This window comes from Paenibacillus sp. p3-SID867 (assembly GCF_025142895.1).
Classification (GTDB): domain Bacteria; phylum Bacillota; class Bacilli; order Paenibacillales; family Paenibacillaceae; genus Paenibacillus_AQ.
The window spans coordinates 570,313-585,926 of record NZ_JAMBDM010000002.1; the positions used below are offsets into that span (position 1 = coordinate 570,313).

At 43.7% G+C, this 15,614-nt stretch carries 10 protein-coding genes; all 10 read right to left on the minus strand.

Annotated elements, in window-relative coordinates:
* Positions 1-89 precede the first annotated feature (89 nt).
* The 10 genes from M4D81_RS05810 to M4D81_RS05855 all read right to left on the minus strand — a co-directional run bounded on the left by M4D81_RS05810 (position 90) and on the right by M4D81_RS05855 (position 15,603).
* Positions 90-3,059: an extracellular solute-binding protein gene (locus M4D81_RS05810; protein WP_260064993.1), complete on the minus strand. Its 2,970-nt coding sequence runs from the start codon at positions 3,057-3,059 to the stop codon at positions 90-92.
* A 13-nt stretch (positions 3,060-3,072) separates the two neighbouring features.
* On the minus strand, positions 3,073-4,191 hold the full coding sequence (locus M4D81_RS05815; RefSeq protein ID WP_311200609.1) for an ABC transporter ATP-binding protein: 1,119 nt from the start codon (positions 4,189-4,191) through the stop codon (positions 3,073-3,075).
* Between the two features lie 109 nt (positions 4,192-4,300).
* Positions 4,301-5,680 carry an ABC transporter substrate-binding protein gene (locus tag M4D81_RS05820; protein ID WP_260064995.1) on the minus strand — a complete coding sequence of 460 codons (1,380 nt, stop codon included), beginning with the start codon at positions 5,678-5,680 and terminating at the stop codon, positions 4,301-4,303.
* 28 nt (positions 5,681-5,708) lie between these two features.
* Positions 5,709-7,094: an ABC transporter substrate-binding protein gene (locus tag M4D81_RS05825; RefSeq protein WP_260064997.1), complete on the minus strand. Its 1,386-nt coding sequence runs from the start codon at positions 7,092-7,094 to the stop codon at positions 5,709-5,711.
* A gap of 70 nt (positions 7,095-7,164) precedes the next feature.
* Positions 7,165-8,451 carry an alpha-L-fucosidase gene (locus M4D81_RS05830; protein ID WP_260064998.1) on the minus strand — a complete coding sequence of 429 codons (1,287 nt, stop codon included), beginning with the start codon at positions 8,449-8,451 and terminating at the stop codon, positions 7,165-7,167.
* Between the two features lie 169 nt (positions 8,452-8,620).
* A complete protein-coding gene (locus M4D81_RS05835) occupies positions 8,621-9,385 on the minus strand; it encodes a hypothetical protein (RefSeq protein ID WP_260064999.1) in 765 nt (254 codons plus the stop codon).
* 19 nt (positions 9,386-9,404) lie between these two features.
* Positions 9,405-10,673: a sensor histidine kinase gene (locus M4D81_RS05840; protein WP_260065000.1), complete on the minus strand. Its 1,269-nt coding sequence runs from the start codon at positions 10,671-10,673 to the stop codon at positions 9,405-9,407.
* 134 nt (positions 10,674-10,807) lie between these two features.
* Positions 10,808-11,509 carry a response regulator transcription factor gene (locus tag M4D81_RS05845; RefSeq protein WP_260065002.1) on the minus strand — a complete coding sequence of 234 codons (702 nt, stop codon included), beginning with the start codon at positions 11,507-11,509 and terminating at the stop codon, positions 10,808-10,810.
* A 176-nt stretch (positions 11,510-11,685) separates the two neighbouring features.
* Positions 11,686-12,807, minus strand: a complete 1,122-nt coding sequence (locus tag M4D81_RS05850) for an ABC transporter substrate-binding protein (protein WP_260065107.1) — start codon at positions 12,805-12,807, stop codon at positions 11,686-11,688.
* 567 nt (positions 12,808-13,374) lie between these two features.
* Entirely contained in the window at positions 13,375-15,603 is a 2,229-nt protein-coding gene (locus M4D81_RS05855; RefSeq protein ID WP_260065004.1) for an ABC transporter ATP-binding protein, read from the minus strand.
* Between the last annotated feature and the right edge of the window lie 11 nt (positions 15,604-15,614).

The following is a 15,614-nucleotide window of genomic DNA, read 5'->3' on the forward strand; positions in this document are numbered from 1 at the left end:
ACAAATAATGGATCCGTTCCGAAATGTCAGGCTTTGTCTTACCGAGCTTGACCGGAGCTCCACTCATCTTCTCAGAAAGGGCTGCTGCATTATCTTTCATTCAGAATCGCTCCTTTCCAAGGCTCTGTAATTCGGATCAGATCGAGTTTCTTCAATACTTGCCCGTTTTCATCGATATAGTTGAACTCCTGCTGTTTACGCTTCATCTCCCGGTTAATTTCTTTAACTGCCTTCTCTAATGCAATCCTTGGATTTACTTGATCAATAGCTGCATTGTTCCAAGCAAAACCAAGCTCTCGTGCCGTCATGTATCCTCCCGGTACATTGGGCCATTCTTGCAGCCACTGCCATTGATCCAAAATAACGCTAAGATCATCCTGTTTCCAGGGCATATTCGCAAACGCATGAACATTAGCTGAATTCCAGCGGAATGATTCACCGCGATATTGCTCGAGATTCAGTCCAAACTCGGTTTGAATATCTTCAGACATATACCAATTCATAAAATCCCAAGCGAGATCGCGTTTCTCTTTCGGTGTATCGTTGAACAGAACGTTCGCTGTCGGTGCTCCCGCGGCAGCCCATCTTGCAATCGTACCGTCTGCCTGTTTGGTTCCAGGAATAGGAGCGATGGCCCATTCATTCATAATTTCCGGTGCTGCGACAAGTAGCTGCATGTATGTATTGAAATCTGAAATACCGATCGGCATCGTTCCATCTCTAAACTGTTGATAGAAACTGTTCACTTGTCGTTCCATCCCGTACACATTGAACATTTCCGTCCATTCTTTGAACGCTTCAAAAGCTTGCGGTTCATTCAATGCACTCGTCAGTCCATCCTTCGAGTACAACTCCACGTTATTCTGGAAGAACAGATACGAGAAGTTATCCGGCGGGATGTAGAAGTTGCTTTCGTTCTGCAATAACGTCGGCAGGATCTGGTATACATCTTCCCAAGTATCCGGAACCGATAGGCCAAGCTGATTCATAATATCCTTGCGATAAAACATGACGTTAAAGTTATTCGTTTCCGGTATGCCATAAACACCGCCGTCATAACGGTAAGGCTGCATAATACCTGGATGGAATTGATCTAACAATTCCTCCGAATCCGGGAACTTTGTAAAGTCATAAATGGCATTGCGCAATGCATAATCAAAGATCGATGCACTCGGCACTCCAATCGCGATATCAGGCAATATCCCGGCTGCTTTCCCGAGAACTACTAAATCTGGCGATTGGACCAAATTGATGTTCACTTTAATGCCATGCTCTGGTGTAAACCGTTCATTGGCAAGCTGCTGCAGCTCATCGACGTAATCACGCCCTTTAAACATCCAAATATTCAATTCATCCTCCGCATTCCGATCCAGCTGGTTCTTGCTCGTAAAGGAATGGAACAGCGTAACGATCGCGTTCCATAATTTCTCGAAGAAGTTCGCCTCTATTTTAGGCAGTTTAGTATCGGGGGCGGCTACATAAATTCGATCAATTTGCAGCGGGGTATTCATCAACTCCACACGCTGGGCCTCAATTTTCTCTTGCATCGTTCCGATGGTTAACTGACTATAAGGAATTTCATTCGGATCTTTTAATAAATCTTCTAAATCTCGCACGCTGGACTTAAAGGATTGTGATACATTGTCTCTTACCTTGTTGATGGCGAGCATCTCATCTGTAAGTTTATTGAAGCTATCCTTTAATGTTTCAAGTCTCTTGGTCATACCCGGGATATCTTTCTCGACATTCCACACGCGATACGCATCCGTGCTATTCCCTGTAGCAATACGAAGGTCTCTGGAAACATCGCGAAGTTCCTTCGACATTTGATCGATGTCGGCTATGATTGAGATATAAGGCTCGATCGTTGCCTCCAGCTTGATCGAATGCTTCCCTTTTGTGAAATAGAAATCAAAAGCTTCCCCATCCGAATTAGCAAGCGATACCTTTTTCCAGTCGCTGTCATACGGAAACGGAACATTTTTCATTTCGTTAAAAGGAATTTCACCGTCAATATAAATATTTCGAAATACCGTAGCATTTTTACGCAAATTTTGTTTCACACGGAATGTCAGATGGTATACGCCATCTTCCGGTACTTCAAAATCCCAAGTCACCGCTTGACCGCCTTTGTTCCAGCCCGTACCGCCTATCGTGTTAAATCGAACGAGATCGAGCGACTTAGGCTCAGATAACGGACTCCGATCATATTGCGTTTGAATCGAAGAGGAGTTTTTGAGACTGAACTGTTCACCCTCGATGACTATAACTTCCTTACTGCCGATCGCCTCATTCGTTGGATACGTTTTCTTCACGTCTTCATAATTAGCAATGACTGTAGGGGGTTGTAAACGGAATGATTTCAGCGCGACCGACTGGCGAATCGTCTCTATACGAATCGTGTTCTCCCCTTTGTTCAAATGCCATTGCAACGGTTGGCTATATGACCCCTCAGAATCACGAAAAGAAGTCGTTTTCCAGCCCGCTTCTTCGTCAATTAATGAGCGGATCTGATTCCCCTCATCATCATATTTCTCAGGTCTCACTTCAGAAAACTGCCGCTCCAACGTAACGGAATGTGCCTCGCGAAACGGATATTCTCCATTGATCTGAACACTCATGATCACCGACTGGCGCCCGAGCCCATCCTTTGAAAGATACGGGTGATAATCCGTAGCCAGCTCATATACGCCTTCTTGATCTACATTTACTTTGTACTCTACCCAGCCTTTAGGTTGAGACCATAGAAGCACATCATTCTCGCCTTCATAGGAGCCGACGGAGACGACAGCATCATCCGATTTCGCATGATACGATGCAGCGTCAATCAGAGCCCCATTCTTACCCGCCGGAACCTTATTCTGCTCCCATTCTTTCGATATGGTATAAAAATAGGGTTCATGGCTCGAAACATCTTGAGCAAGTGCACCCGGACTGCTTGTTTCCGCAGTCTTGGGATCCCCTTGTGCGTTACCTGGCAACACCGGATTACCTATTAGGGCTACGGATAAGATAACGAGCAATAATCGGCTAAGAAATTTATTACTTCTCTTTACCATTCGTATCCCTCCATCACTTTGTTAATAGAATCCCTGTATCCTTATGGAAAAATAAAACTTTGTTCATATCCACTGCGACGGCAGCTCTCATTCCATCATCAAAGTGATAGCGTGGGTGAGCACGGGCAACCAGATATTTCTCCAACCCTATATTCATATGGTAGTAACGGTCAGATCCAACAAATTCACTTAATTCCATCGTGCCGTTAATAATCGATTGTGGATACGCTTCCAACATGATTTCCTCAAAGCTAATGTTTTCTGGCCGCATTCCAATAATGATTCCCCGATCTACTAGATTCATCTGTCTGATCGTATGGGCTTGCTTCTCTGTGAGCCTAAGACCGAAGCGCTTCGTATGGAATTCAAGGAACCCTTCACGCTCTTCAATTTTGCCGGTCACAAAATTCATCGGCGGGTTTCCGATAAAGTTGGCTACGAACAGATTAGCTGGTTCATTATAAATGACCTCTGGCGTATCTACCTGTTGAACAATCCCCTTCTCCATGACCACGATCCGATCGCCCATCGTCATCGCTTCAATCTGATCATGGGTAACATAAATCGTTGTGACACCGATTTTTTTGTGAAGGCGAATAATTTCCGAACGCATTTGCACACGCAGTTTAGCATCCAGGTTGGAGAGCGGTTCATCCATCAGAAATGCCTGTGGCGTACGGACGATCGCTCGACCTAGTGCAACACGCTGGCGCTGACCGCCAGATAATTCCCTTGGTTTACGGTCCAAGAAGTTTTCAATTTCCAGAACGCGGGCAGCCCGTTTAACCGATGACTCAATTTCATGTTTCGGAAGCTTTCTCATTTGCAGACCAAAGGCAATATTATCGTAGACAGACATGTTCGGGTATAACGCATAGTTTTGGAATACCATCGATATATCACGGTCTTTAGGCGGCATATCATTCACAATGGTATCGCCAATGTAAATTTCGCCTTCCGAAATATCCTCTAATCCCGCCAGCATGCGTAATGTTGTCGACTTGCCGCATCCTGAAGAACCTACAAAGACAAGAAATTCCTCATCCTCAACTTCGAGGTTAAAGTCTTTCACAGCGTATTCCTTATATTTCCCGTAACGTTTGTGAACATGATTAAATATAATTCTCGACACCGGAATTCCTCCTTTGCATGGATTACATGGGAGCAAGCCTGTCTCAAATAGACAAGCCTGCTCTTTGTTCGAATCACAATTCAGTCGTTTATTTCTGGTCAAGAGGCATCTATTGTCCCTTAGCCATGGCATCTTTGATTTTCGCCTCGGATTCTTCCTGCAATACTCTTAGAAACTCTGGAATGTTCATATCGGATTCAGAGAATTTCAGAAGGCTACCTGAAAGATCCACATATTGATCCCATTTGCTGATCGTTGTTGGAATGGCTGGCTCACGCGAGAAGAATGCGCTAATATCCATACCTTCATACACCTCAAGTTCCGCGCCGAACTCTTCGGAAACTTTCGGATCGGTTAGTACAGGGCGGTCACCAATTCTGGCTAATTTCGTCTGATGCTCGGGAGATACATATTCGGCAAGAACTTGAAATGCTTCATCTTTATGCTCACTGTGTTTATTAATAATGAACGGATGCGAGAAGGAAGCCGGTGCAATATTCGGTAACTCCGGCCATACCGGCACCGGTACGGCTTGAATATGTTTCGCGATTTCCGGATCTCCAATGCCCCATTTAATGTATCCCGGCCAAGATACGATCATGGCGACATTTTTATTTTGAAAGGAATAATCCTTTCTGACTTCCGGATCATCACTATAAATGCCAGGGATGCTGTAGAACTTCTTCATCAGCTCCAGGTATTTCGTAACTGCCGGTTCCTTCGTTATCAATACCTCACCGGTCTCTGGGTCTGTCAAGTTCACATTCAATTGTTTTAGAGGCACCAAGGCTTCCGTCCCTGCAAATCCAGGCCCCATCTCTAGCCCATGATATTGGATGCCGTCCCTTTCACCCGTCAGCTTCTTCGCAAGATCAACCATGGCATCCCATGTCAGATCCTCTGTTGGATAAGGCACGCCAAACAGATCGAACACCTCTTTGTTGTAAAACAACGCATAATTGTCGCTAGCCGTAGGCATCCCTAGCAATCTGCCCTCAGAATCGACTAAGCGCCAGTAAGCTATGATGGAGGGGTCTATGCCACTAAGATCAAATTCATGGGATTCGATCAAACCATCGAGCGGTTCGATCATATCCAGCTCCCGCAGCGCGTCGATTCCCCAATTGGCAAAAATGATGTCGGGAACGATTTGTTTCGCGTTCAGCTCTTGCAATGGCTCCAATTGTGCTTGGGAGTCAACTAATTCCAAGCTAATATTCGGAAGCTTCTCATCAATATCCTTAAAGAGTTTATCGAACGCCTCTTGTCCCCATGGATACAAAATCTTGATGGTAACCTCATCTGTCGATACGGCCTGCTCATCCTCTGTTTTCGCATCTGTGGATGGCGCATCCGTGGGTGGCGTTTCCGCGTCTACTGTTTCCGTTGTGGCTTCCTGGTTGCCACCACCCTCCGTGCTGCACCCTGACAGCAATGAAATAGACAAAATAATCACAAACAATAGGACAAATGCGTGTTTCAGCTTCATTTACCATTCCCCCCATTGCATCTCATATTTATTTCTTGGCTTGTTCTTCCTTGATCTTGATTTCTGATTCTTCCTTCAGTACACGTGTGAATTCCGCTATATTTAAATCGGTAGTCGCAAACTTCGTAAGAGCCTCGCTGAACGCAACATGCCGATCCCATGGGCTTTTACGTGCTGGCGGTTCAGCATATGGATTTTGGAACATCGCGGTGACATTTTTGCCTGTATACGTTGGATCGTCCGCACCAAACAATTTCCCGTCCTCTTGGCTTAAGGATACGGAAGGAGTACCCATTCTCATCCGGTATTGGATCTGGTATTCAGGGGAGATCACGTAGGTTAACACTTGCAGTGCCGCTTCCTTATGTTCACTGAAATCATTAATAATCCATGGATGAGCGCCTGGTTTAGGAGCGGTTCCCGGCATATCCGCAAACGACGGAACGGGAACCATATCCATACTTTTCTCATACTCGACTCTCTCTTCAATTTCTCCGCCAAACCAAGTTAAGAAGCCATGCCAGTTCACGACCATCGCTGCTGTTTTGCCTTCAAACTTGTTGGGTTCGTCCGGATTATAAATATTAGGGATACTGAAATATTTCTTAAGAACTTCCATCATTTTTGCAAATTTAGGATCTTTATCGAACAATACTTCACCCGTCTCCGGGTCTGTATAGTTCATCGATAATTGATTAAATAACGCCGTTGGCATGGCCCCTAAATCAAGACCGCTGTATTGAACACCATCCTTCTTGACGGTTAGCTGCTTCGCCAGATCAATAAGTTCATCCCATGTCATATTGTCAGACGGATAGTTGACCCCTAACAGATCAAAGATTTCTTTGTTATAGTACAAGGCGAGGACATCGCCCGCATCGGGAAGACCGATCAGACGTCCTTCTTTGTCCCTTGAACGTAATTCCTGAAGCAGTTGTGGATTGACTCCGCTCAAATCAACGCCATACTCAGCAATCATGTCATCCAGACCGAATACCATCTCAAGTTCTTCAAACGGTGCTTGACCGGTATAACCTAACACAATATCAGGAACAATGCCTTGCGCACTTAATTCCTGCATATTCTCTGCCGTTCCGTTCCAGTCAACATGCTCGACGGTCACATGGGGGAATTGCTCTTGAATCGGATCAATCATTCGCGGTGTGAAATAGTCGATTCCCCAAGGCGTCGCTATCTTCAGCGTTACGGGTTCATTGCTAAATTGTTTGACAGGCTCTTTCGGTTCCTCTCCCTTACCTTCCTCCGCGCTTGTATCCGTATTATTGGTATCCGCCGCTTCAGACTGGCTTTCCGGTTCATTAGCTGTACTATCGGAGCCGCTGCAAGCGGTTACAAAAACGGTAAACATAAGGCACAAAATCAAGAGTACATTCCAGATTTTACGGTTCTTCATCACAATCAATCCCCCTCACATATATGAATATCAAATTTCAAAAAGCATCCCCCGAACTGTACGGGGTTAGTTACTTCTCTGGCTGATGCTCGGATTGTTCTCGAATCCCCCCCACATAGTAGATAGCAATTTGGCGGATAGAAGGCACACCTTCATAATCTGTTATTTCTAATTGAAGGCCTCGAACTTTAATCGCAGGGATGCGAATAATCGCTTTATGGCCAATGTTTCTTCCTTCGTACACGGTGATTGACCGTTGAGTCTTTTCAGTCGTGACGTTAATCCGGAAACTCCGAACATGTTCTCCGTTCGTTAGATCCTCTTGAATCAGGATGTGATCGATTAAATGAGGTTTCGTTGCTTCATAAGACCATCCTGACTTATTCTGCGAACACTGTTCAATTGAAGCAATCGGATGATCGAATCTTCTACGAATCTCGTCACCCATTGCCTGTAACTGTGCTGTGTCTTTGGCAGGTAACAGACCTTCTCGATCCGGTCCGATATTTAATAGCAAGTTAGCGCCTCGACCTACCGAATAATAATACAAGCCCATAAGTTGATCCAGACTCTTGATGGTGTGCTCATCACGATCACTGTAGAACCAATTCGCCCGCATCTGTACATCGCATTCAGCAGGTAACCATATATGTTCCCCCAATGCATCTTTCTGCTCGGTTAATATCGAGAAATCCGTCGCATCTGTAACATTCCAGCAAGGAATCGGTGCAATCCCGTCTTCATTGCCTACCCACCGGAAATTAGGATCACCCATATTAAAAATCAAAATATTCGGCTGCAGCCTTCGAATCTCACCAATAATCCTTGCCCAATCATACTCATGACCTTCAGAGCCGCAGCCGTCAAACCACAGAATATCAATGTCTCCATAATCTCCAAGCAGTTCCGTAATTTGATTAACGAAGTAATCATCATATGCACGGGCATCCTGATTATAAAAATCTGCCGAGCCGTCAAATGGAGAATAATATAATCCAGGTTTCACACCATACTTACGGCAAGCGGCGACGAACTCCTTCACCACATCCCCTGTTCCCTCTTTCCATGGGGACTGAGCAACCGTGAATGAACTATATTTCGATGGCCAGTTAGAGAAACCGTCATGATGCTTGGCTGTCAATACCGCGTAGTTCATCCCCGATTCTTTAGCTGTCCGAATCCACTGCTCGCAATCTAACTGAGCAGGATTGAATTCCGAAGGTGACATCGGGCGCTTATCAAAATCCACATACCCCTCATAGAATGTACGCAGACCAAAATGCAAAAACAGGCCGAACTCCCAGCTCTGATACTCTAACTGCCTGTGAGTAGGTTTGATCATCGAATTCGTTATCACAAAGACCCTCCTCAACTTTTTTTCTAATCTTAACAATTCTGTTGTGAAGGTGGTGTGAAGATGCTGCGTATTTCATGTGATGATCCATAACGATAAATAGCAGTAAGGACTAGTGTCCTTACTGCTATTTAAAGGGGTTACTTACGTATTAGGGATTCATTACATTTATTCATGCAGACGCTTTGTTTAACAACAACTGCTGCATGAAAGCAATTTGAACAACGCCCAGGACAACGGCACAGATAGGGATCGCCACAACTACTGCTGCCGGGCTCCATAAATAGTGAAGCAGCAAGCTAATGACGCCTGAACTGATCATCATGACAATAATAAGTCCTGACGTGTTAAAACTTGACGCTTGAAAATAACGTCTGCTCTGACGAAATGCTGCATCAATAGTCAATTGATTAACAACAATACAATATTCAACATAAATAAAGATAATCCGGAGAATTACAAATACAACGAGGGACAGGAACAGTCCGATAACACCTAGAAACGCTGCCAATAACGTGGTAATTGCTGTCTTTGCCGCTGTTATGATCATAAACAAGAAGATAAAGCGGACCGCGTACTTTTTGCCGTCTTTCATAAATTGACCGATTGAAATGGGTCTGCCTTCCACAACATTACGCAAAGAAGCGATATAGCCCCCTTGAGCAAAAGCCATCAGCAACAGCATGAAGATAACAGGAATCCACGCTCTCACGGATATCGTGTCCCCCATAAACTGCATCTGATTGATGAGCTGCGGAATATTACTAACATAACTGACCGATGGAATTCCCATCTCCAGAATAAGACGTATGGATAGTGAAGGTACACCAATAAAACCAACAATCATAAGCCCTATAATGAATGATAGCGCATCCAAAATAATCGGATACATGATAATTAATGGGTTTCTGAATAGCAAGCGGAATGTTTTTTTCATGATGAAAGCAAAACCTCCGTCACAACTTATATGGCGAATAGGAGTTCACCAGCAGCTCGTTTTTGGGTGATCTGACTAACGGAAGATCAATTCGAAACATCGAACCCTCACCTATCTTACTTTCTGCTTGAACCGTTCCCCCATGAGCTTCAATCAGTGCCTTGGCAATACTTAATCCAACTCCAATTCCGCCCGTATCTCTAGTACGGGCTTTATCTGCCCGATAAAACCGGTTGAAAATAAGCGGCAAATCGTGCTCCGATATCCCTATCCCGTTATCCCTACAATAAATAGTAACCATTTCTTTGTGATCAATGGTGACTCCCACATCAATGCTCCCTCCAACTGTCGTATACTTGATCGCATTGGAAATTATATTCGTCATAATTTGGACGAAACGGTCAGGATCTACTTCTACGTGACAAGGGGTATAGATCGTATGCAGCGTAAAGTTTATATCTTTGGCTTTAGCTAAGAAGATTAAATTCTCGTAAACATCCCTCACCAGATTACGTATATCGAGTAGTTCGGTATCAAGCTGGAATTTAGCTCCTTCTGCTTCAGACAATTTTTCCACATCATCCACAAGGCGGCATAGCCGATCAATTTCGGCGTAAATACGTTTTAAATTCTCTTCATTCGCTGGATAAATACCATCAATAAGCGCCTCCATTCTGGATAACATTGAAGTTAGCGGAGTACGAAGTTCATGCGTTAAATCTTGCATCGATTGTTCCCGCCAGTGTTCTTGGTTATTCAAATCTACGACAAGCTTATTCATCGAAGTAATCAGCTGATTCAGCTCCAACGTTCCCGTTTCCGTAATTAAAGTGTCCCTATGCCCCCCAGCAATACGTTTCGCCTGAAGGCTGCTTAAACGAAGCGGCTTCGACAATCGCTTGGCAAGAAGATAACAGATAACTACCATTAGACATAGTAAGAGGAAGGCAACACCGCCGCTACCTCCAAATAAAGCAAACGAAAAAAACGAAACGGAAGGAAGATTGAAATCATGATCCAAATCCACCGTAGCATCCAATATTCCGATTAACTGGCCATCGACATAAATCGGACTGCTCGCCGTGAAGGGCCGGCCATATTGCTGACTTTCCAGCCCTGAATCATACAGTACTTCTTCATGGTCCGGAGCATAATAACGCACACTCATTGAATACACATTAACTGCCGTTTTCAGCCAGTCCATCTGCTCGATCGATAGCTTGCCCGGTTCTAGATGTGTGCGCAAAGTAAAGGCGATTTTCTGCGTTTGATCCTCCACAAACTTCATCTTATAAACCTCTATTGAACGATCAAATGAAAGGCGGGATAAGAAGTAGGTCGCTAGCAAAAAGATCAAAGACGTCAAAATAAGGGAGATAAAAAGAATGCAATGGGTCTGACGCAATCTATTCCACAGTTCCATTAGTAATCTTCATCCGGATGGAACGTAAATTTATACCCCGCACCAATTTTAGTTACAATATAAACTGGATTTTTATGATCCTCTTCAATTTTTTTGCGGATATTTTTTATATGCGTATCTGTCGTTCTCCCATCTCCAATATCCCGATAACCTTGAACTTCATAAGATAAATCTTGTCGACTATATAACTTATTTGGTTTTTTGAGCAAAACGCTTAACAGCTTAAACTCGGTAACCGTTAAATTCACGAGTTTGCCGTTTACATATACTTCCTTCGATTCAAAGTTTATTTGAAGTCTTCCTTTGTTAAATCGCATCACAGTTCGGCTATTTACAGAGAGCATATTCATTCTTCGTTCCAGAGCTCGAATTCGAGCGATGACCTCTTTCATACGGAACGGCTTCGTAATGTAGTCATCCGCACCTAAATTAAGACCATTAATCGTATCGATTTCACGAGCCTTGGATGTGATCATGATGATCGGCATGCTGGAAGACCCTCTTACTTTCCGGCAAACTTCTTCCCCTGGTATGCCATGAATCATCAAATCCAGAATTAACAAATCAATTTTAAAGTTATGAATTTTTTGGAGGGCATCATTACCATCTTCCGAGGTATATACCGTCCAACCTTCATTCACCAGATATGATTGTAATATATTGCAAATTGATTCATCATCCTCAACGATTAAAATGTTCATGCTATATTTCTTCTTCCCCCCATAATTTAGTAAACTCAATATCCATATATTCTATCACCTAACAGCCTTCCCTAAAATAAGCAGCATGAATTAAAAATAAGAATAAGAAGAAGTAGGCATTTCTTATACAAGCCTGCTTCTCCTTATTTAATCATAATCTGATATAATGCATGACTTTATTTCTTGCTCTCTTTCTCTTTCAATAACGCATCATATTCCTCTACCATTTTGCGTAAAAATGTGTTTATGTCTTCCTTGCCGTTCAATTTAATAAACTCTGCGGTCTTATCATCAATAATGTTAGCTTCGTAATAGAAAATGTCTGGACCAAAAGGTGAATAAACCGGTTTAGCCGGTTCTCCTTTATAGGCAGCATCAATGTTATAAACGCCTACATTATCTTCACCCGCCATATATTGTCGTATTTCAGCGTTCTTAACCACTGGAGGAGCTCCGCCAATGGATAAATTCTTCTGGTTCTCATCAGAAACTGCGAATTCTAACACTTGAAATGCCTCTTTAATGTGTTCACTGTTCGGGTTAATAGCCAGTGTAAGCGGTACGTTGTTTGGCAATACACCTGGAAGCTCGCTCCAGCTTGGGTACGCAGACATACCGAAATTCAAACCTTCTGTATGAGCATATAAGTTAGCACTGTTTACAAAGGACAGAATCATGGCGACATTTCCTTTTTCAAAGCCAAAATTATCCTTCTCTGATTCAGCGGGAACATTGTCCGGGATACTCACGACACGATGGATTAAATCAAAATATTTGGCGAAAGCAGGATCTTTCTCGAACATAATTTCTCCTGTTTCCGGATTTGTACCAGGAGCGGATAATTGAAGCATCGCTTGGGATAGGCCACGTGTGGCTAAGCCAACGTATGTGCTGTCACCATGCTTTCCTGCAAGTTTCGCTGCCTTATCAAGAACTTCATCCCATGTTGGTGTTTCACTTGGGTATTCAATGCCCATCTTATCGAAAATATCTTTGTTATAGAATAGATTCACGACAACATCTTCAAATGGTAAGCCAAGTAATCGGCCCTGCTGTTCCGGATCACGTAACCGAATGGCATCAATTGCGCCATCACGGAATTTAGTCAAATCCAGGTTACTTTCAGCAATCAAACTATCCAGTGGATAGGTCATTTCCAACTCGTTTAATGTCACGAACGGGTCGGTTACGAGCATAATATCTGGTGAATTATTAGCAGCGTTGGCTTCCTGAATTTTCTCAGCAGATGCAAATGCACCAATATGTTCAATTTTAATATTCGGGTATTTTGCCTCCAGTGCATCCGAGAGTCGGCTTTAACTTCTTCCGCCCCCCAAGGTGTCATAAATTTAATCGTCACTTGCTCACCTGAATCGGTTACATCTTCTGTCTTATTCTCATCTGATTTGACTTCACCACTATTTGAACTTGTGCATGCAGAGAGAAAGATTGAAACAAGGAACGTAGAAATAAGTAACATAAACCGTAGTTTTTTGAACTTTTTCATAAAATGCCCCCCATTCGAATTGTAGGCTCACCATGTAAGCCCTTACACTAAATCGTACAGAATATACTTTTAGTGACACGCCCCCTCCTTTGGATATGACAGATGAATTGATTAGATATAATGTATCAAATAATTCATAATCCGGTGTGGATTTCCAGTGATTATCATGTGTGTTTCGTGTGAATTTTTAATATAACTGTGGACAAAGGACTCGCCTTTCGTTCCCTTTCCATCGCTTCAAGCATTTATGACCGGACTCCCCTCTTTCGATAAAAAACCTATCCTGACTAAGATCGGGATAGGTTCTATCTTTTTGGGATCAGGGCCGCATCCGCCGGGCTTCCAGTATCCGTATGTATCAAGTATGTAAGGTTGGCTCCAGCACCCGTTCGGTTTGAGTCTTAGACATGTTTCGCTGCGCAGATAGCAGCTTGTAATATATTCCCCGCTTTTGAATCAATTCTTCATGGGTCCCGATCTCTGCAATGACTCCTTTATTCAGTACAAGCAGTCGATCCGCATTCTTCAATGTGGCAAGTCGATGTGCAATGGCAATTGTTGTCCGGTTCTTGGTGACACGTTGCAGTGCCTCTTGGATTTCCGACTCTGTTTCAATATCTAGCGAAGCCGTTGCTTCATCCAATATTAGAATTCTGGGATTGTTCAGCACGGCTCTAGCAATCGCAAGCCGCTGTCTTTCACCACCTGAAATGTTGTTCCCGTTCTCTTCCAGTTTTGTATCATAACCGTCTGGGAACTGACTAATAAAATGATGAGCATTAGCTATTTTTGCAGCCTGTATCACTTCTTCCATCGTTGCCTCTGGTTTTGAATACTTGATATTATTCATAATGGTCCCGCTGAACAAAAATGTCTCCTGAAGCACAACCCCGATTTGAGAACGCAAATCCTCTTGCTTGATATCTCTAATATCCACACCATCTATGCTTATCGTTCCTTCATTGACGTCATAGAACCGGGAGATCAGATTGATAAACGTTGACTTCCCTGATCCCGAGTGACCCACGAGCCCTATCATTTCACCCTTCTTGATATCCACATCGATGGACTTGAGTACGGGCTCATACGATTTATAACCAAACGTAACATTCTTAAAGCTTATCGTCCCCTCAATCCTGTGCTTCAGGGATTTCTCCTTGTCGATGATCTCCGGCTGCTCATCAATGACAGAGAATACGCGCTCTACAGAAATTAGGGCGTTAGCAATCCATCTCGGCATATTCATTAACCACCCAAGTGGACCATAGATCATCGCTGCGTAACCAGTAAACTGAACGAGTCCGCCAAGTGACAGCTCTCCGCCTAAAATCATATGGCAGCCAGCAAGCAATACAAAATATTGTCCAATCTGGATCAAGTAATGAGAGATAGGCGATAAGTAACTGTATACTTTTTCACTTTGGATTGTCGCTAATGCATACTCACGGTGATACGCCCTAAACCGCTTGATCTCCCGCTCCTCTTTGCCGAATGCCTTAACCACGCGAATCCCGCTCAGCACATCGTGCAGGAATGAATTGGCTTTATCATGGACCCGCCACTGCTTGCGAAAGAGCTTTCTAAGCACGACTTTCCAGACAAAATATTGAATGTAAACAACGATTGGCGCAGGCAAAATGATAATAAGGGCAAGCTTCCAATCGGTATAAAATAGCAGGAAGCTCACAGAGGCGAGCATAATGACTTGATAGATAGCCATTGAAAACACTTCTTGAATCAAATTCCGAATGCGGTCAGTATCGGAATTAATTCGATTCATGATATCGCCTGCACGCTGCGAGGTTAGGAATCCAAGCGACAAGCTTTGAACCTTCTCAAAGACAAGCATACGCAGATCTGCCGCTATTCTCGAGCTGACACGGGCCATAATCCTACCTCTTAACACCCCTAACAGCTCTCCTGCCACTAAACCAAATGCAATTCCAGCAATCGCAAATAGAAATATCCGTGTACTTGGGTTTACGCCGTCTGGCGGCTGCAAAGCCGAATTCACGAGTATTTTCTGGAAATACGGACCCGTTAACGTAACAGCTGACATGATTAATAGTACAACGAGTGCCGTGATCAATATTTTCCAATGTGACTTCGAGACGCCCCAGAGCTTCTTAAAAGCCGCTCCTTTATTCATACACTTCGGACATAACCGGGTACCTTGAACAAGGTGGCCGCCACATTGTGAACATACACTCTCGCTCTCATTGTTGTAGATTCGGATCTTGCTGTTCGAAGCCATGTAATTTAGAATTTGAGCAATGTAAGAGAGCCTTGCCGCATGCTGCATCGTGCACCGGATGATGATCCTCGGGGTCTGCATATGCGTCGCCTCAATGATCACATTTCCGATTAAAGGAACAACCTTATAATCATGTGCCTCATGAACAGCACAGGTTTCGATAACTTCTCCATTGTCTACGTGAACCCACTTGGTCTCCCCAATCACAAAATAACCATTCGTCCTACGGCTATCAAACGATAAATCTGCGGGGACGCAATACGTAATATTTTCTCCTAAGGCTTGCTGAACAGCTAGAAGATCTTGCTCTGACAGCTTATATTGAAGATTCATCGCAGTCTCCC

Coding starts and splice junctions, on each gene's coding strand:
- M4D81_RS05855 (WP_260065004.1), bottom strand. CDS start 15,603: ATGAATCTTCAATATAAGCTGTCAGAGCAAGATCTTCTAGCTGTTCAG.
- M4D81_RS05845 (WP_260065002.1), bottom strand. CDS start 11,509: ATGAACATTTTAATCGTTGAGGATGATGAATCAATTTGCAATATATTA.
- M4D81_RS05810 (WP_260064993.1), bottom strand. CDS start 3,059: ATGGTAAAGAGAAGTAATAAATTTCTTAGCCGATTATTGCTCGTTATC.
- M4D81_RS05825 (WP_260064997.1), bottom strand. CDS start 7,094: ATGAAGAACCGTAAAATCTGGAATGTACTCTTGATTTTGTGCCTTATG.
- M4D81_RS05840 (WP_260065000.1), bottom strand. CDS start 10,673: ATGAAGTTTGTGGAGGATCAAACGCAGAAAATCGCCTTTACTTTGCGC.
- M4D81_RS05820 (WP_260064995.1), bottom strand. CDS start 5,680: ATGAAGCTGAAACACGCATTTGTCCTATTGTTTGTGATTATTTTGTCT.
- M4D81_RS05835 (WP_260064999.1), bottom strand. CDS start 9,385: ATGAAAAAAACATTCCGCTTGCTATTCAGAAACCCATTAATTATCATG.